Here is an 18,474-nt window from a genome sequence, read left to right on the forward strand (position 1 = left end):
GTCGAACGAACGGAGATTCCGTGGCACGAGTACTACTGGCCGGAGAGTCGTGGTCCACGACCTCGATCCACACGAAGGGGTTCGACTCGTTCTTCACGTCGACCTACGAGGAGGGCGGCGGCGCCTTCATCGCGGCCCTCGAGCGCGGCGGCCACGAGGTCGACTTCATGCCCAACCACGTCGCGTCGGCGCAATTCCCGGCGACGACCGCCGAGTTCGACCGGTACGACGTGATCGTACTGAGCGACATCGGTGCGAACACGATCCTGCTGCCCACGGACGTGTTCACCCGCGGCCAAGCGGTACCCGACCGCCTGGCCGCACTCGCCCACTGGGTACACGGCGGCGGCGCGCTGCTGATGGTGGGCGGGTACCTGAGCTTCCAGGGCATCGAGGCCAAGGCGAACTATCGCGGCACCGCACTCGCCGCCGTCCTCCCAGTCCACATGGAGGTCGGCGACGACCGCGAGGAGACGCCGCACGGCGTGCGCCCCCGCGTCGTCCAGCGGCACGCCGCCGTCGCGCACGTCCCGCAAGAGCTGCCCGCCATCCTCGGCTACCAGCGACTCCGGATGCGTCCCGCCGCCGAGACGCTCATCGCCGTCGACGGACGCCCACTCCTGGTCGTCGGCCGCCACGGTGAAGGGCGGGTCGCCGCGTTCGCGAGCGACATGGGGCCGCACTGGCTGCCGCCGGAGTTCCTCGCATGGGAGGGCTTCGACGCCCTCTGGCAGGACATGGTCGGCTGGCTCGCGGGCGAGGAAGAAGGAGAGAAGGAATGACAGACCACGAGATCACCGACGAGCCGCCTGCCGGCCTCGTCGCCGCGCAGCGCATCGCCATCAAGGTCGCCGAGGCCGGCACCGAGGCCGCCGTCGCGGGACAGACCGAGCGAGAGTTGCACCGCATCATCGACCAGATGGTGCTGGACGCCGGCGCGGTCGGCACGTGGACGCCAACGACGGTCGGCTTCGGGATCGGGACGCTCAGCTGCTTCCCCACCGATGTGCCCACCGACCGCGCCCTGTGGAACCTCGACCTCGGCATGATCGACGTCCACCCCGTCACCGTCGACGGATGGTGGGGCGACTGCACACGCTCTTTCCAGCGGGGAGACAACCACGCCCAGCGCGAGGCGCTCGCCACGATCGAGCGCATCCACGCGACGGTCCTCGCGGCCGCGAAGCCGGGGATGCGGGCGTGCGACTGGTTCGGCGTCTTCAGCGACGAGCTCGCGAAAACCCCGTACGTGCTACTCGATCGCCTGAGCAACATCGGCCACTCGCTCACCGCGAACTCGTCGTACGACGACGGGTACATCGACGCCTCCAACGAGACCGTAATGCGCGGGGCGTGGGCGGTGGAGCCCTTCATCGGCAACCACCTCTACGGGGTCAAGCGCGAGGACGTCGTGTGGTTCGGCCCGACGAAGGCGACGGTGATCCGATGAACGCCCGCCCCATCGTCATCGACACCGACCCGGGCATCGACGACGCGCTGGCGATCATGCTGGCCGCCGCAAGTCCCGAAGTCGACCTACGCGGGCTCGTCGCCGTGGCGGGCAACGTCGGACTCCCATACACGTCGGGCAACGCGGCCGCCCTCGCCGACCTGCTGCGGCTCGACATCCCGGTCGGCAAGGGCGCGTCGGGGCCACTGTGGCGGCGCGACATCGACTTCACGCCCGACGTGCACGGCGAGGACGGCTTCGCCGGCCACAGCCTGCCCGTCTCGACGCGGACCTTCGAACCCGGAGTCCCCCTACTCGCGCGTCTCATCGAGGAGAGCACCGACCCCATCACGATCGTCCCGATCGGGCCGCTCACGAACATCGCGATGCTCGTCAACGAGTACCCCGAGACGGCGCGCAAGGTGGAGCGGTTCGTCATCATGGGCGGGGGAGCGTTCGACGTACTCGGCAACGTCACGCCCGTCGCGGAGTTCAACATCTGGTTCGACCCGGACGCCGCGGCACGCGTCTTCGCGTTCGGCGTCCCGATCACGATGGTGGGGCTGAACGCGACGCACCAGGCCACGGTGGCGCGGAAGCACCTGCCGCGGCTGTTCGCCTCGGGTGGCCCGGTCGCCGAAATCGTCGGGCACCTGCTCGCCGGCTACCACAACGTCGGCGTCGACATGGAGGCCGCGATGCCGCAGCACGACTCGCTCGCGGTCGCCGGGGTGATCGACCCCGACGTGTTCACGACGGTGCCGGCGTTCGTCGACGTCGAGAACGTCGGACGCCTCACGTCCGGGATGACGCTCGTCGACCGCGCCTGCGAGAGCGGCGAGCCGAACTGCGACGTCGCGGTGAAGGTCGACGTCGAGCGATTCCGCGACCTGCTGGATTCGCGGCTGTCGGCGCTCGACGCGTCGCTGCGCCAGGATTGACCGGACCGGCGGTCGGAGGGATAGGCATGCCAGAGGTCGTGGTCGTGGGAAGCACCAACGCGGATCTGGTCGTCGAGGTGCCGCGGCGCCCCAGCGGCGGCGAGACGCTACTCGGCTCCAACCTCGCCCTGCACCCCGGCGGCAAGGGCGCGAACCAGGCGGCGGCGTCGGCTCGGGCCGGCGCCGCCACGCGGCTCGTCGGATGCCTCGGCGACGACGACCACGGCGCGTTCCTCCGCCGGGGACTGCAGGACGCCGGCGTCGACGTCGAGCACGTCCACACCGTCGAGCGGCCGACGGGCACGGCGATCATCCTCGTCACACCGGACGGCGAAAACTCGATCGTCGTCTCGCCCGGTGCAAACAGCGCGGTTGACGTCGAACTCGTGGAGCGGCCCGACGCGGGCTGGACCGAGGCGCGCGTGGTGGTGCTGAGCATGGAGATCCCCGCCGCGACGGTCGACCACGTTGCGACGGCGGCGGCGGCGCGCGGCATCCGCGTCGTGCTCAACGCCGCCCCGGCACGGGAGCTGCCGGCCGACACGCTGCGCGCGTGCGACCCGCTCATCGTCAACGAGCACGAGGCGCGGATCGTGCTCGGCCGCGACGCCTCGGGGTTCGAGGAACTCGCCCGCGGACTGCTCGACGCCGGTGCACGGTCCGTCGTCATCACGCTCGGCGTGGACGGAGCGCTCGTCGCCGATCCGGACGGGCTCCACCGTGAGGCGGGTCGTGTCGTGGAGGTCGTCGACACTACCGGGGCCGGAGACGCGTTCGTCGGCGCCGTGGCGTGCGAGCTGTCGCACGGAGCCCCGCTGCGGGACGCGGTGCGGTTTGCCGTCGCGATGTCGGCGATCACGGTCGGCGCGCGTGGCGCGCAGTCGTCCTACCCCGACCGGCCGGTCGTCGAGAGCCTGCTCGCGGGCAGATGAGCCGGCTCACGTCGAAAAACGGGGGGATTGCACTCCGGTCCCTTCCCGGCGGCCGCGGCCTGCTTCTCGCACGCCGGTTCAGGCGTTCTTCGCGCCTTTATCGCGCGCTGGCCGAACGGGCAAGGCCGATGTCACCCGACTCACCCCCCGTGACGCAGCGCGAGTCGCCTGGCGCTACGCTCCTCGGCCGGAGCTGCGGACCACCGTGGCGGAGCACGCTGATCTTGTCGCATTGGCGGCTCGAGCGGCGGTGGCGCTCGGAGAGGAGACCAGCCAGCTGCTCGCCGGCTGACTGGCGAGCAGCCGCCCCGGCGAGTGAGGTCCCTTCACGAGCGAGAGTCCACAGCGATCTCCAAGTGCTCCGCCTCGTGCGCTTGGTGGTTCAGGTGTTGAGGCCGGCCCACTGTGCGATCGGTGCCTTCGGCTCTATCCTTGCGCGGTGCCGTACGCCGACCTCAGCTTCGATGTCGATCACCGTCGGGCCCAGCGCGCCCGCGGCAGAGCCGCACTCACCACTCGGTGATCAAGAAGTTTGTGACCAGCACGGATGAGGTTTTCGGCACCTGCAACGGCGAGCCCGCCCCCAAAATGCAGGGGCACCCGGGCCGAGTCGACGCAGCGGGGCCACATTTGAGGCATTGATGATCAACTCGTTTCGTGGCGCCGGATGAGTTTGCAGCTGCAGGTCAGGCCACTGGCCGAGAGAGCGCAGAGGCGGCACCGCCATTCGTCGGTGGTGCCGCCTCTGCTGGCGATCTCCTCCGCGCCGCTCTTGTCAGTGCGGGATCGATTACGCCGCCGACGGTTGAATCACGTCCCGTACACCTGGAACGTGAACAGCGAGTAGCCGGCCTTTCTGGTGCCGCGGGCCGTGCCGTAGATGCGTACGTACCTGGTCGAGGCGTTCAGGGCGAAGTTGTCGTCCTCGCCGCCGTTGCCGTTGGTGATGGTCCGGATCGTGGTCCAGGTGTTCCCGTCGGCCGAGGTCTGGATCTGGTAGTTCTTGCCGTACGTGGTTCCCCACACCAGCAGGACCCGGTTGATGGTGTACGTGCCGCCGAGGTCGACCCGGATCCACTGCGGGTCGGACGACGCGCTCGTCCACTGCGTCGTGGGGGAGGCGTCCACGGCGTTCGAGGCGGGGAAAGAGGCGTTCTGCACGCTGGACGCCGTGGCGGGGTGGTTCAGCGCCAGGTCCGGCGGGGGAGCGCTGACCGTGCAGTCACCGGTGCCCTGTGCGGCGTAGCGGATGCCGCCGAGCAGGTGCGTGCGGTAGTTGGCTTCGCCGTAGCTGCCGATGGTGTGGCCCATGCCGGTGTAGAACGACCGGCCGCCGTCATAGGCCCGGCACCACGAGATGGGATGGTCGCCGCCCATCGTGCCGCCGGTATAGGTGGACTCGTCGAGCGTGGCGAGGACGTGCACCTGCGGGCGGGGGTTGGTGCGGTAGTTGTACCACTCGTCGGTGCGGCTCCAGGCGACCGGCAGACCGACCGTGGACGGGTGGGTGGTGTCGGCGATGCGGACCGTCGCGGGCTGGATTGTCGGGTGGCTGGCGAAGTACGCTCCGACGAGGCCGCCGTACCAGGGCCAGTCGTACTCGGTGTCGGCCGCCGCGTGCACGCCGACGTAGCCGCCGCCGGCGCGGATGTAGTTCTCGAACGCGGTCTGCTGTGTCGCGTTGAGCACGTCGCCGGTGGTGGACAGCCAGATGACCGCCTTGAACCGGGCCAGGTTCGTCGGGTTGAACTGGGCCGCGTCCTCCGTGGCCTCGACGGCGAAGTTGTTCGCCGTGCCCAGGTCGCGGATCGTCTGGATGCCGGTGGGGATGGAGTCGTGGCGGAATCCGGCGGTCTTGCTGAAGACGAGCACGGTGAAGTCCGGCGCGGCATGGGCCGGCACGGCGTTGAAGCCGAGCGCGGCGACCACGATGGCGAGGCAGAGAGCGAGTCTACGCGTCATGATCGGTGGTCTCCCTTCTAACCAGTGACGAACGTGTAGCTGTCCAGGTCGAACAGCGCGCGCTTGCCGTTGCCAGCGAACGTGACGTACAGCGAGGTGGTGCCTGCCGGTGCGCCGCTGATGGTGCCGCTCACCGTGACGTACGTGTCCCAGGACCCGGTCTGGGTGACCGTCGCCGAGCCGATGATCGCGCCGGTTGGTGATCCGGTCCGGAACCGCAGCATGCCGCCAGCCCCGGCGGACGACACCCGGGCGGTGAACGAGGTGACGTTGTTGAGCTTGTACGGGTCGAACTGGATCCAGTCGCCGTTGTTGATGTCGCCGACGGTCATGCCGCCCTCGGCCGTGGCCCTGCTGACCTTGTTGACGCCCGAGGAGGTCTTGTAGTGCTCGGCCTGCCGGTGCTTCGGCGCCAGGATGTTCTGTGCGTGGGTGGTGAGGCCGCCCTTGTCGGTGTAGGACGCGTCGAAGATCGGGAAGATGTTCGCCGCGTCGTCGTGCTCGCCGTCCGCCGGGATGGTGATCGTGCCGGAGCAGCCGGTCTGCGAGGTGATCTGGTGGGCGTGCTGGTCGTGCCCGATCAGATAGGCCATGGTCACCTTGGCGCAGTCGATCGTGCCGTCCTCCGGGTCGGTGACCGTGACGCTCCACGGGACGCTGTCGCCGAAGGCGGCCAACTGCCCGGAGGCGGGGCTGTTGACGGTGACCGTCGGGGCGGTGTTGCCGACGCTGATTGGCACGCTGGCCGTGCCGGTGGCGCCCTGCGGGTCACGCACCGTGAGGGTGGCCGTGTAGTTGCCGATGGTGGTGTACGTGTGCGACGGGTTGGCAGCGGTGGAGGTGCCGCCGTCGCCGAACGCCCACGAGTAGGTCAGCGTCCCGCCATCGGGGTCGCTGGAGCCCGCCGACGAGAACGTCACGGCCAGCGGCGCCGCGCCGGATGTCTTGTCGGCGCTGGCGACCGCGGTCGGGGCGCGGTTGCCGGCGGCGCCGACGTAGTCGTAGCGGTAGACTGCGGAGTTGGCGTCGCCGTTGAAGTATCCGGTGCCGTAGTCCAGGACGTACAGCGACCCGTCGGGGCCGAAGGCCATGTCCATGACCTGCTTGCCGTTCCACGGGAAGTTGTCGATCGCGCCCGGCGAGCCGTCCGCGTTGACCACGATCGGCTTGATCCAGCCGCGGCCGAACTCGCCGGCGAAGTACTGCCCGTCCAGGCTGGCGGGGAACTTCGTGGTCGACGGGTTCGTGGCGTCGTACCGGTAGACCGGGCCACCCATCGGCGACTCGGAACCTGTGCCGAACTCGGGCGGTGAGCCGGCGTCGCCGGCGTAACGAATCCAGGCGGGCTTGGCCGCCGGCAGCGTGGTCAGGCCCGTGTTACGGAAGGAGTTGTTCGTCGGGCCGCCGGTGCAGTTGAACTTCGGGCCGGTGGAGTTGGTGGCGAAGTTCCACTCGTTGTACGTCTCGGTGGTGGTGTTGGTGCCGGTGCAGTACGGCCAGCCGTAGAAGCCCGGCCCGGTGATCCGGTCGAACTCGACCTGACCGGACGGGCCCCGGTTGGCGTCGGTCCGGCCCGCGTCCGGCCCGTAGTCGCCGAGGTAGACGATGCCGGTGGCCTTGTCGACGCTCATCCGGAACGGGTTGCGGAAGCCCATGGCGTAGATCTCGGGCCGGGTGTTGGCGGTGCCCGGCGCGAAGAGGTTGCCGGCCGGGATCGAGTACGTCCCGTTGGCGTTGACCTTGATCCGTAGGACCTTGCCGCGCAGGTCGTTGGTGTTGCCGGCGGAGCGCTGTGCGTCGTAGGCGGGGTTGCGGTTGGTGCGCTCGTCGATCGGCGTGTAGCCGGACGACTCGAACGGGTTCGTGTCGTCGCCGGTGGACAGGTACAGGTTGCCGGCCGCGTCGAAGTCGATGTCGCCGCCGACGTGGCAGCACATGCCGCGGCTGGTGGGCACCTCCAGGACGGTGACCTGGCTGGCCATGTTCACCGTGTAGTCGGCGTTGAGGGTGAACCGGGACAGGCGGTTGACCCCAGTCCAGGTCGCCCAGTCGGTGGCGGTACCGGTGGCAGGCGCATCGCCGGCCGGGGTGCTCAGCGGCGGCGCGTAGTACAGGTAGATGTTGCGGTTGCTGGCAAAGTTCGGGTCCACGGCGACGCCCTGCAGCCCCTCCTCGTCGTGCGTGTACACAGGGATGTTCGCGATCACCGACGTGTTGCCGGCGGCATCGGTGCGGCGCAGGGTGCCGTTGCGCGCGGTGTGCAGCACCGAGCGGTCCGGCAACACCGCGAGCGCCATGGGTTCACCGGTCTCGGCCATGCCCTTGGCCAGCGTGACCTGCTGGAAGTCGGCGGGGTTGATCGCCGCCGCGGCCGGGGTTGCCGGCGCGGCGAGGACGCTGAGTCCCGGGGCGACCAGAAGCAGAGCGGCCGCCATTGGCTGCCATCGAACGATGGGCTGTCGTTTCACCAGTGCCCCTTCCTGACCAAGTTCGCCAGGCAGGGCGCGCGCCCGCCGCGCCGCATCCGAGGATGCCGCGACGTCGACCTGCGTCGTCGAGCACACTTCACGCGTCCGCCGCCGAACGGATCGTATAGAGAGCGGTCTCAGGCCGTGCGATCACAGTAGGGGACCCGGATTGACCTGTCTAGATGTATCGATGCCGCGCGTGAAACCTTTCGGCCGTGACCAAAAGGCGGCTGTGGGGCTCGGAAAGTCGTCGCTGCAGGTCAAGCGGCATAGCGGTACTCGTTGATGACGCCGAGGATGCGGGTACGCAGGAGTCGGCGGCCTTCGAGTTCGTGTACGGCGATGGGCTGTTGGTCAGCGGCCGGCGGGAGTTGGTTGCGGGCCCGGTGGGGGCGGTGCTCGTTGTAGTGACCTGGAAGGAGTCGCCCGACCCTGATCGCGACGCCAAGCTCGACCGGATTGAGCAGGTGCTGGAACGCTTCCCGGACCGGGTCTTCGCCTTCGACGAGTTCGGGCCTCTGGGGATCCGGCCCACCGGAGGCTCCTGCTGGGCGAAGCAGGGCAAGCCAAACCGGCTGCCGGCGACCTACCGCCGCACCCATGGCGTCACCTACTTCCACGGCTGCTACTCCGTGGGCGACGACCGCCTGTGGGGCGTCAACCGACGTCGCAAGGGCACCGCCAACCCTGGCCGCGCTCAAGTCGATCCGCGCCGCCCGACCCGACGGTCCCCCGATCTACATCATCCTGGACAACCTCTCCGCCCACACCGGCGCGGGCATCCGCCGCTGGGCGAAGAAGAACAAGGTCGAGCTGTGCTTCACCCCAACCTACGCTTCCTGGGCCAACCCGATCGAGGCCCACTTCGGCCCGCTGCGGCAGTTCACCCTGGCCAACTCCCACCACCGCAGCCACCCCGCGCAAACCCAGACACTGCACCGCTACCTGCGCTGGCGCAACACCAACGCCCGGCACCCCGACGTACTCGCCGCCCAACGCAAGGAACGCGCCCGCACCCGCAGCGAAAAGGGCATCCGCTGGGGCGGACGCCCCCTCAACACCGCAGCCTGACCAACCGCGAACCGCAGCCCCCGAACGCGGAAGGGGGCAAGTTCAGGAGAAGGACAGCGACAGAAGGATGACTCAGGAGGCGGACGGTTCGATCTCCCCCGCAAAGACGATGAACTGGTCGATGAGGCTCCGCCGCAGATGGACGACGTCCGTTCCCGCCAGGCGGGGACCTCCATCCGGCGTAGTGAAGACCCACTGGTACCGGGCCCATTCGTCAGGCATGTCCACCGCTGAGCAGCGCACCATCGTGCCGGTCCCCGCCGGGTGGCGTCGGATGTCCAGCACGAACCGCTCGACCGCCCCGATTCCTTCGCTGCGACCCAACGGCCCCCAGAAGACCACGTCTGAGGTCAGGGCCTGGGAGAGCAGGGCAGTCACATAGCTGTCGTCCGAGGCGTTGAACGCGGAGATGAACGTGTCGATCGCGGAGCGTGCGGTCTCTTCCTGCATGCCCCAGTAATACCAGCCGTTTCGCGTGCGCTCGTCCCGCGAGCCGCCTTCCGATCACGGTGAACCTTCCCGGTCACAGCACCAGAGAGGCTCCGCCTCGGACCGCCGAGCAGGCCAGTTGGGCTGCGAAAACGGCCTGTGGCCCCACCCCGGGCCAAGCTCACGCAGGGACCCGCGGCCCGAGCCGGTCACCAAGTTCGGCGGCCAGCCCGTCTGGCTTACCGGACCGCAGTGGCCGGTAAGCCAAGGCTGGGACACCCCGATGCGGTTCGTCTGCCAGATCGCATTGGAGCCCGAGCTCGCCGGAGCCGGCCCGGGACAGTTGGCCTACGTGTTCCTCACCCATGGCGACCACGGCAGCGACGTGGAGGACTTCGACCCGGACGTCATCTTCCCCGACGGCGGCGAGAACGCCGTCATCATCCAGCCCGGCGGCGTCTTCGACGGGCCGACCAGCCCACTGACCAGCGGCCCAACCCTCTACCACGGCGATGGGTCGCCGGCGGAGTACACCGTCGAGCTGGTCCGCGGCGAGGACCCCGAGCACCTGCCGTACGACGCCTACATGGCGCTGCCGCCACACGAACGGGACCGCTAATTCCAGCAACTGGACCAGGACAAGATCGGCGGGACGGCACTACTGCTCAACGAGCACGACTGGCCCACGAGCGGGCCGTGGCGGCCCCTACTACGCCTCGAGGCGAACTGGAAACCGTTCCACCTCAACCTCGGCGCCGCACCGGTGGCGTTCGCGTTCATCTCCACCGACGGCCGGCACGGGTGCTTCCTCGTCCAAGACTCGTAGTCAACCTGCCCGTACGCTGTCGTCAGCGGCGAACCACAACGCGCCCTGTCAGCGCGAGCCTCGCGGCACAAGCGGATGTTCGGGAACGCCCACTCGCCCCAGACGGCTGCAACCTCATCTTCTAGGCGGATGCTGTCGCGTGGGGCGGCCGGTACTCGCCCTCGCGTTCCTCGCCTACCAACTCGCGGTCCAGCTGTACCAGGCACCGCCGAGGTGCTTGAAGACCGGGGACTCAAAGTCGGGGGTTTCCGGGTCCGGAGTTGGGCCTTTGGGCAGGTACGCAAACCCGGCGTCGTCCAACAGGTATCCGTTCCCTCCCGAACACGACTCCGAGCCTGTTACCACGACGATGGGCGGAGCTGCCGCACCGCTCATCAACGAAGGCATAATTGCCGGTCGTGGATCTCGACCGGTTCGCCGCGCTCATCGGGCCGCCACCCGCCCACGTGCCGCCCGTCGACTGGGCCGACGTCGAGGCTCGCCTCGGGGTGCCGCTGCCGGCCGACTTCCGAGCCTTCGCCGCCGCCTACGGACCGATCGACCTCGGCGAGTACGTGTGGATCTGGTCGCCTGCCGGCAGCGAGGTGCCGTACCAGGTCCGGACCCTGGGCTGGCTGCGGTCCAACCGCGACGCCAACCCCGGCTCGGCGCCGTACCGGTTCTGGCCCGAACCGTGGGGGCTGCTCAAGTGGGCAACGAGCCGGGCCGGGGACGACTTCTTCTGGGACCCGTCCGGCTCCGAGGACCCGGACACCTGGCCGGTCGTCGCCCGGTTCGCCCATCACCGCTGGCACCGGTTCGACCTGACCATGACCGACCTGGTGGCGGCCATGGTCACCGACGGCATCGACTGGAGCCCCGGCCACCGCACCGGCCCGCTGCCCGCGCGGTACGGCCCCGACCTGAGCCTCGAACGGCCGCGTCCCACGCCGGTCGCGCCGCTCACGCCGTCACGGTCCGGGCTGGACCGACTGCTCGCCGCGCTGCCGGCAGCGGCAGCGACCCGCGACCGGGCCGGGCCCTGGGCTGATGTTGACGCCCCGGCGGACTACCGCGAGCTGCTCGACGCCACCGGGCCGGGAACGCTCGGCGGCGTGCTGCGCCTGCTCGCGCCGGGCGGGCCGGACGGGTTCGACCTTGCCGCCGAGCACGCCGCCGCCGACCTGGCGGACCCACCGGCCGGCCTGTACCCGGACCCGCCCGGGATGCGGCTGTGGGGCCGGATGGCCACCGGCGAGACGCTGTGGTGGCTGCCGGCCTGGCACTCCGCCGACCACTGGCCGGTCGTGGTGATCGGCACCGGCTGGCAGCGGATCGACCTGCCCACGACGGCGTTCCTGGCCGAGTGGCTCGACAGGCGGATGGACCTGCCAATCCTCGATCCGGCGGCCTCCCCAGGGGCGGCGCTGTGGACCCCGGCCGCCGACGGCGTGCCGCCCGCGCCGCCGCCGTCGACACGCCGCCGCGACCCGTTCGCCCTGCTCGCCACGCTGCTCGGCCCGCCCGACCCTGGCGAGGTCGACTGGACCGACACCGAGCGGGAACTCGGCCGGCGGTTGCCCGACGACTTCAAGCGGCTGGTCACCGGCTACGGCGAGGCCGTGCTCGACGGGCTGTCGTTCGGCGACCCGGTCGAGCACACGCAATGGTTCACCGACCTGCTCGACGACGAGCAGCCACCGTTCCCGGTGGTGATGTGCGGCGGGACCGAGGGCCGCGACCTGATCGGCTGGAACGCCACCGACCCCAACCCGAACGCCTGGACCGTCGTCGTCGAGCGGGCCGGGGAACTGGAGCCGTTCAACGGCACGCTCACCGACTTCGTAATCGCGGTGGCCACCGGACGGACGGACCTCATCGGCACCACGCCGAGCTGGCCCCGGTTGCGCCCGTGACCCAGGCTGGATACGGCTGAAGCGCTGGCTCCGGGCGCGGTCCGCGCTCGTTGCGGCTGATGGAGCGGGTGACCGAGCGCCTTGCGGCAGATCAGGATGTCGGCGGTGGCCGGCGGTGACGACAAGGCCCACAGTCGGGTCGGCAAACGTACGGCTGGGATGATCGTGGCCATGTGGTTGAAGTCGCGGTGACAGCTACGCCGGATCCTGGAGTGGTGCCGGTACGCGGTTCGTTGGCCGTCTATCCCGGTACGTTCGATCCATTCACCCCGGGGCACCGCGACCTCGTGGCCCGCGCCCGGGTGATGTTCGACCAGATCATCGTGTTGCTGGCCGTGAACGCCGACAAGCAACCAACCGCCGAGGCCACGACCAGGGCCGTACACGTGCGCGACGCCATGCCGGCAGCCTGGGGCAATGTCGAGGTGGACACCTGGACCGGCCTGACCACCGCCTACTGCCTGCGCCGCGGTGCCACGGTCATCGTCCGCGGCCTACGCACGGCCGCGGACCTTCGCCACGAGTACCAGCTCGCCGCGATGAACGAGCAACTCGGCATTCAGACCGTCTGGTTGCCGACCCGTCCGCAGCTGGCCGCCACCTCGTCCACGGTCGCACGCGCATACCGCTCCGCACAGTCGGCCCGTCCGTCCCTGAACGCTGAGGAGTGACCCCCAGGGGTACCGGCGGCCTTGCCAGGTGATGGCATGGCCGCCGTTCCAGGCGGTCTGGGTTTACTGCAGATAGGCGAAGACGACGATGGCGAGTATCCAACCGAAGGTTCCAGCGGGGGTTCGATGAAACCGGTACGCACCGGCGGGCCAGCGCGACGCTGATCTCTGGTTCAGCGACATCGTGCAGCAGCTCCACCCGGCAATGCCGAGGACGCCAGCCGGTGGATGCAGCCCGGCGCCGCTGATCTGACCAGCCGGGCCTGCCCAGGGACGGTTGCGCAGGCACATCGTCCCGCATCCGGCCCGGGCTGTTGCTGCCGACAACGCGGGCCGGACGACCGGGGCTTGGTTGCTGTGGGCAGGGCACGTTACTGCCCCCTGACCGTCGGCGGCGGGCCTTTCGTGGATTTCCCTCACGTTGCCCCCTCGCGTGCTTTGAATGAGCCAGGTGCCCGGCGGTTTGCCTCGGGGCGGGCTGATCATGGGGGGGTGGGGCGTGCGGATCGGTATCGGATGGAGTTCGCGCCGCAGCGTGCGGGCGTGCTACGCCAGCGCCGGCGTTCTGGCGTTGATCGCGGGAACCGGCGGCGCCGGGTTGGTGTCGGAGGTGGCGGGGGCGTCGAGTCACCGGGAGGCGCCGTTGATCGCGGGTGACCCGGAGGTGGACAACACCGACGTGTACGCCTTCGTGAGCCCCGACAAGCAGGACACGGTCACGTTGATCGCGAACTGGCTGCCGTTCGAGGAGCCCAACGGCGGTCCGAACTTCTACTTCTTCAAGCCCGGCGCGCGCTATGACATCAACATCGACAACAACGGCGACGCGAAGGCGGACATCACCTACCGGTGGGTCTTCACCAACGACGACAAGCGTGACGGCACGACATTCCTTTACAACAACGGCGTGGTCAACAATCTGACCGACCCGACCTTGTTGTTCAAACAGAAGTACACGTTGACCGAGATTCGTGGTGGCGAGTCGCGGGTGTTGGTGCAGGACGGCACGGCGGCGCCGTCGGATGTGGGGCCGGCGTCGATGCCGGACTATGGCCGGCTGCGACAGCAGGCGATACTTCCGGTGGAAGGCGGCGGTCAGACGTACGCGGGTCAGACCGAGGATCCGTTCTTCCTGGATCTGCGGGTGTTCGACCTCATCTACGGCGCGAACTTGTCCGAACGCGGGCAGGACACCCTGGCCGGCTACAACGTGCAGACCGTGGCGTTGCAGGTGCCCAAGTCGGCGCTCGCGTTGAACGGGGACGATACGAGGAACCCGGTCGTCGGCATCTGGAGCACCACCTCTCAACAGGGGATGCAGGTCAGCCAGCCGAGGGCCGGAGGAGACCAGGTTCAGGTGTCCCGGTTGGGTAATCCGCTCGTCAACGAGCTGGTGCCGGCCGCGAACCAGAAGGACGCCTTCAACGCCAGCACACCGGCGGACGACAGCAAGAACCAGCAGCTGATCAACCGGATCCTCAACCCGGAACTGCCGCAGGTGATTCAGAAGCTCTACAACATCCCGGCACCGGCGACGCCCCGCAACGACCTCGCCGAGATCTTCCTGACCGGCATCGCGAAGAACGCGCCGACCCTGGACAACACGAAGGCGCCGATCCAGGCCGACCTGAACTCGCAGATCCTCAACGCCGACGTCGACGCGGCGTCGTTCGTGCCCTCGGAGATGCTCCGGTTGAACATGAGTGTCCCCGTGACCGCCAACCCGAATCGGCTGGGCGTGCTCGGCGGTGACCTGCAGGGCTTCCCGAACGGGCGACGTCTCACCGATGACGTGCTGGACATCGAGTTGCAGGCGTTCGAGGGCGCGGCGCAGACGGGCCAACTGGTGCCCGCGCTCGCTGCAGGTGACGAGGTCAACACCAACAACGTGCCGTTCGGGAACACCTTCCCCTATCTGGCGCTGCCGAGCAACGTGGCGGTGAACCAGATCGACGCCGACGGTATGCCGTCAGGTGGAGTGCCCGGCGGCGCCGGCGGCACCGCGCCGCGAGCCGTCACGTGGATCCGGATCGCCGGCGGCCTCGGTGCGGTTGGCTTCTTCGGGGCCGGTCTGCTGCTCGGGCGCCGCCGCAACCGGCTGGCGGTGACGAGTCCCCCAGCGGACGGGAACTGACTGACAGCGCGGCGCCGGCCTGCGTAGGTGGCCGGCGCCGCACCCCATGGTTCGAGCTCACAGGAGGTTGCCGGGATGTGCGCGGTGGCTAAAGGGCGGGCCAGCGGGCGCACGTGGTCGACGGTGCGGCAGCGGCTCCGCGGGTTCCCGATGGCGGTGCTGTTGGTGACCGCCGCAGGGCTGGTTGCGGCTTCAGGCGCGGAGCGGCCCGCGACTGCGCGGCCACCGACGGATGCGGTGTGGGCGCCGGTCAACCATGTGGTTGCCGTCCCGACCGTGACGGCTGAGGCAGGCGCAGGCCGGATCGGCTCCGGCTCTCCCGCGCAGCCTGCCGAGCTGGCAATTCCCTCGATCGGGGTGCGGTCCACGCTCGTGGACCTGGCGCGTGAGGCTAATGGTGCGTTGCCGGCGCCCACCGACTATCAGGTAGCTGGCTGGTACGCCAGCGGTCCGATGCCCGGTGAGGCGGGCGGACCACCCGCGGTGATCGTCGGACATGTGGACTCGCACACCGGGCCGGGCGTGTTCTACCGGCTGCGGGACCTCGCGGTGGGCGGCGATGTGCAAGTCCGGGACATCGCCGGGAAGGAATGGCGGTTCCGGGTCTATCGGCTCAGCGAGTACCCGAAGGCGACCTTCCCCTCAGGCGAGGTATACGCCCCCAGCAATCGTGCCGAGCTGCGGCTGATCACCTGCACCGGCGTCTTCGACCAGCGGGCGGGCAGCTACCGGGACAACCTCGTCGCCTACGCCACCCTGTCCGGCGGCGGGTCGTGACCGGCCGGCGGCGCCGCGTGGCCGCCGCGTCAGGCGCGCTGACCCGACTGCCCTTCGTGCTTCTGCTAGCCGGCGTCGTCCTCCTGGTCGGCACCCCGATCGTCTCCACACACCTGCCGCGAGAGCACGAATCGCGCCCGGCGTTGCCCGGCGCGACGGCGGGCGGCAGCGCCCTGGACTCCACGGTCGCGGCCGCACAACGGCGCCTCAAGCGCCTACCCAACGACTGGGTGACCTGGGCCCAACTCGGCTCGGCCTACGTGCAACAAGCCCGGATCACCGCCGACCCCTCCTACTACCCAAAGGCCGACGGCGCGTTGCGGCGCTCGCTGGAGCTGGAGAGCGCCACGAACTGGCAGGCGATGACCGGGATGGCCGCGCTGGCCAATGCCCGCCACGACTTCACCGCGGCCCGGGACTGGGGACGCCGCGCCGAGGCGCTCAACCCGTACGGAGGCAGCGTCCACGGTGTGCTGGTCGACGCCCTCACCCAACTCGGCGACTACGACGGCGCTCGCACGCAGCTGCAGCGGATGCTGGACGTCGAACCGGGCGTGTCATCGTTCACCCGCGCCTCCTACGACTTCGAACAGCATGGCCAGGTCGCCGAGGCCCGCGACGCCCTCAACCGGGCCCTCGCCGAGGCAACCACCCCCGCCGACCAGGCATTCTGCCGCTACTACCTCGGCGAGCTCGCGTTCAACAACGGCGACCCGCAGGAAGCCCTGCGCCAGTACGCCGCCGGCATCACCGCCGACCCGACCTACCAGCAGCTGTACGCCGGCCGCGGCAAGGCGCGAGCGGCGCTCGGCCAGAGCACCGGCGCCCTCGCCGACTACGCCCGCGCAGTGCAGGCCCGCCCGCTGCCCGAACTGCTGATCGAGTACGGTGACCTGCTCGCCGCCACCGGCCAGCCCACCCAGGCCCGCCAGCAGTACGACCTGGTGAACGCCGCCCGGCAACTGTCCGCCGCCAACGGCGTTTCCGACCACCTCACCGCGGCGGCGTTCCTGGCCGACCACGACCAGGCCGTCGAAGCGCTGACCGAGGCGCGGGCGGAGTGGAACGCCCGTCACAGCGTCCTGACCGCCGACGCGCTTGCCTGGGCCTTGCACCGCAACGGACGCAACGCGGAAGCGCTCGAGTACTCCCTTCAGGCCACCCGCCTCGGCTGGCGCAACGCCACCCTCTATTACCACCAAGGGGCGATCCGCCATGCGCTGGGCGACGACGATCAGGCCCGGGCGGACCTGAGCCGCGCACTAGAGATCAACCCGCACTTCGACGCCATCCAGGCGCCGGTCGCGCGACACCTGCTGGACACCGTCGGCGGCGGCCGATGACACGGCGACGACCCGCCACCGCCACGGCGCTGAGTATGACCGCCGTGGCCATCGCGATAGGCGTCGGGAGTCCGGCCGCTGCCCACCCGCTGGGAAACTTCAGCGTCAACCACTACCACGGCCTGCACCTGTATCCCGACCGGATTGAGGACCTGGCGGTCATCGACGACGCGGAGATACCCACCCTGCAGCAGAAGGCCACCGTCGACCGCGACGGCGACGGCACTGTCACCCCCGCCGAGCAGACCACATACGCCACCGCCACCTGTACGGCAGTGGCCGACGCCCTATCGGTCAAAACCGGCGATCGGGTCCTCGCCTGGCGGGTCACCGCCAGCACCTTCACCTACCACCCCGGAGCCGCCAACCTGGCCACCGGCCGCACCGAATGCCACCTCACCGCCAACGTCGACCTTCGCAAGGCCGCCACGATCCACATTCAGGACAACTTCCGGCCCGACCGCGTCGGCTGGCACGAGATCACCGCCGCCGGACACGACATCGGCATCACCAAATCCCCAGTCCAGGCCACCAGCATCAGCGACGAGTTACGCAAATACCCCAACAACCTGCTGTCATCTCCGCTCAACCAACGATCGGTGCGGCTGCAGACCGCTGGCGCAGGCGCCGAAACAGGGGCGGCCAACAAGGTCAGCATCCCTGTCGCGGGACTTGTCGCCCGGTCAATGGGCGCCGTCGGTGACCGGCTCAACGCTCTCACCGGCGCTGACCGGCTGACCCCGCTAGCCGGCATACTCGGCATAGCGCTGGCACTACTGCTCGGCGCCGGCCACGCGATGCTGCCCGGACACGGCAAGACCGTCATGGCCGCCTACATCGCCGGCCGACGCGGCACCTACCGCGACGCCCTCACCGTCGGCGCCACCGTCACCGCAACCCACACCGCGGGCGTCCTTGCCGTCGGCCTGCTGCTCACCACGGCCACTACTTTGGCTGGGGAAACTATCCTCGGCTGGCTCGGGGCGCTCAGCGGTCTCCTCATCGCCGGCATCGGTGCCAGCCTGCTCGCCGCCGCCCTCACCGCACGGCCCCGCCGGAAGGCGCCGCAGGAACTCGTCCTCGCCGGGCCGGCGAAACCTGAGGAAGTCCTACACCACCACCCCTCCTCGGGAACGCACGCCTACAGCCACTCCCACCGCCACGACCATCACAGCCACGACCACCACACGCATGATCATTACAGTCACCGGCATGGCCTTCGACGTGCAGGGGGACTAGTCGGCCTGGGCGTTGCGAACGGAATTTTGCCCAGCCCGTCCGCCCTCATCGTCCTGCTCGGAGCCGTCGCGCTGGGCCGTACCTGGTTCGGTGTCATCCTCGTCTTCGCCTACGGCCTCGGCATGGCCGCGACCCTGACCCTCGCCGGCCTGCTGCTCGTCCGACTGCACCGACGGCTGACGAGCAGGCTCGAGCACCGGGTCGGGAACTGGGCAGACCGCCTCGCCACCGCCACTCCCATCTTCACCGCCAGCCTGGTCCTAGCCGTCGGCGTCATACTCACGCTCCGAGCGGCGTGGCCACTCCTGGCGCAGTCGTCCTAGACGAGCGGCGTTG

At 69.5% G+C, this 18,474-nt stretch carries 14 protein-coding genes and 1 pseudogene; 12 read left to right on the plus strand and 3 right to left on the minus strand.

All coding sequences use genetic code 11. From position 1 onward, the window contains the following. Window positions 1-20: 20 nt before the first annotated feature. The 4 genes from ACGF4F_RS26185 to ACGF4F_RS26200 are packed head-to-tail and all read left to right on the plus strand — an operon-like array spanning window position 21 to window position 3,323. Window positions 21-782: a glutamine amidotransferase gene (locus tag ACGF4F_RS26185; RefSeq protein WP_073836501.1), complete on the plus strand. Its 762-nt coding sequence runs from the start codon at window positions 21-23 to the stop codon at window positions 780-782. Next, window positions 779-1,450 carry a M24 family metallopeptidase gene (locus ACGF4F_RS26190; protein WP_357442011.1) on the plus strand — a complete coding sequence of 224 codons (672 nt, stop codon included), beginning with the start codon at window positions 779-781 and terminating at the stop codon, window positions 1,448-1,450. Before ACGF4F_RS26185 ends, ACGF4F_RS26190 begins: the two co-directional genes overlap by 4 nt. Continuing rightward, window positions 1,447-2,391: a nucleoside hydrolase gene (locus ACGF4F_RS26195; protein WP_393081170.1), complete on the plus strand. Its 945-nt coding sequence runs from the start codon at window positions 1,447-1,449 to the stop codon at window positions 2,389-2,391. Before ACGF4F_RS26190 ends, ACGF4F_RS26195 begins: the two co-directional genes overlap by 4 nt. A gap of 26 nt (window positions 2,392-2,417) precedes the next feature. Continuing rightward, window positions 2,418-3,323: a ribokinase gene (locus tag ACGF4F_RS26200; RefSeq protein ID WP_393081173.1), complete on the plus strand. Its 906-nt coding sequence runs from the start codon at window positions 2,418-2,420 to the stop codon at window positions 3,321-3,323. Window positions 3,324-4,133: 810 nt separating this feature from the next. Here the strand turns inward: ACGF4F_RS26200 and ACGF4F_RS26205 are convergent. Then, entirely contained in the window at window positions 4,134-5,285 is a 1,152-nt protein-coding gene (locus ACGF4F_RS26205; protein WP_393081176.1) for a ThuA domain-containing protein, read from the minus strand. A gap of 17 nt (window positions 5,286-5,302) precedes the next feature. Then, the gene (locus tag ACGF4F_RS26210) at window positions 5,303-7,720 is read right to left on the minus strand and encodes a PQQ-dependent sugar dehydrogenase (protein WP_393081179.1); all 2,418 of its coding nucleotides are present in this window, start codon (window positions 7,718-7,720) and stop codon (window positions 5,303-5,305) included. 443 nt (window positions 7,721-8,163) lie between these two features. Between ACGF4F_RS26210 and ACGF4F_RS26215 the strand changes: the two are divergent. Beyond that, window positions 8,164-8,824, plus strand: a pseudogene (locus tag ACGF4F_RS26215) (transposase); the annotation flags it as partial. Window positions 8,825-8,896: 72 nt separating this feature from the next. Here ACGF4F_RS26215 and ACGF4F_RS26220 read toward each other — a convergent pair. Further along, the gene (locus tag ACGF4F_RS26220; protein WP_393081182.1) at window positions 8,897-9,274 is read right to left on the minus strand and encodes a nuclear transport factor 2 family protein; all 378 of its coding nucleotides are present in this window, start codon (window positions 9,272-9,274) and stop codon (window positions 8,897-8,899) included. Between the two features lie 262 nt (window positions 9,275-9,536). Between ACGF4F_RS26220 and ACGF4F_RS26225 the strand changes: the two genes are divergently transcribed. From ACGF4F_RS26225 to ACGF4F_RS26255, 7 genes are all read left to right on the plus strand, one after another. Then, the gene (locus ACGF4F_RS26225; protein ID WP_393081185.1) at window positions 9,537-9,872 is read left to right on the plus strand and encodes a hypothetical protein; all 336 of its coding nucleotides are present in this window, start codon (window positions 9,537-9,539) and stop codon (window positions 9,870-9,872) included. Window positions 9,873-10,477: 605 nt separating this feature from the next. Continuing rightward, complete coding sequence (locus ACGF4F_RS26230) at window positions 10,478-11,974, plus strand: hypothetical protein (RefSeq protein WP_393081188.1); 1,497 nt, start codon at window positions 10,478-10,480, stop codon at window positions 11,972-11,974. Between the two features lie 215 nt (window positions 11,975-12,189). Continuing rightward, entirely contained in the window at window positions 12,190-12,645 is a 456-nt protein-coding gene (coaD, locus tag ACGF4F_RS26235) for a pantetheine-phosphate adenylyltransferase (RefSeq protein ID WP_393081190.1), read from the plus strand. 499 nt (window positions 12,646-13,144) lie between these two features. Then, a complete protein-coding gene (locus ACGF4F_RS26240; RefSeq protein ID WP_393081193.1) occupies window positions 13,145-14,779 on the plus strand; it encodes a DUF4331 domain-containing protein in 1,635 nt (544 codons plus the stop codon). A 276-nt stretch (window positions 14,780-15,055) separates the two neighbouring features. After that, complete coding sequence (locus ACGF4F_RS26245; protein ID WP_393081196.1) at window positions 15,056-15,556, plus strand: sortase domain-bontaining protein; 501 nt, start codon at window positions 15,056-15,058, stop codon at window positions 15,554-15,556. 56 nt (window positions 15,557-15,612) lie between these two features. Continuing rightward, window positions 15,613-16,899, plus strand: a complete 1,287-nt coding sequence (locus ACGF4F_RS26250) for a tetratricopeptide repeat protein (protein WP_393081199.1) — start codon at window positions 15,613-15,615, stop codon at window positions 16,897-16,899. Between the two features lie 35 nt (window positions 16,900-16,934). After that, window positions 16,935-18,461, plus strand: a complete 1,527-nt coding sequence (locus ACGF4F_RS26255) for a sulfite exporter TauE/SafE family protein (RefSeq protein WP_393081202.1) — start codon at window positions 16,935-16,937, stop codon at window positions 18,459-18,461. The last annotated feature ends 13 nt before the right edge of the window (window positions 18,462-18,474 follow it).

Source organism: Micromonospora sp. NPDC047740 (genome assembly GCF_043204735.1).
Classification (GTDB): domain Bacteria; phylum Actinomycetota; class Actinomycetes; order Mycobacteriales; family Micromonosporaceae; genus Micromonospora.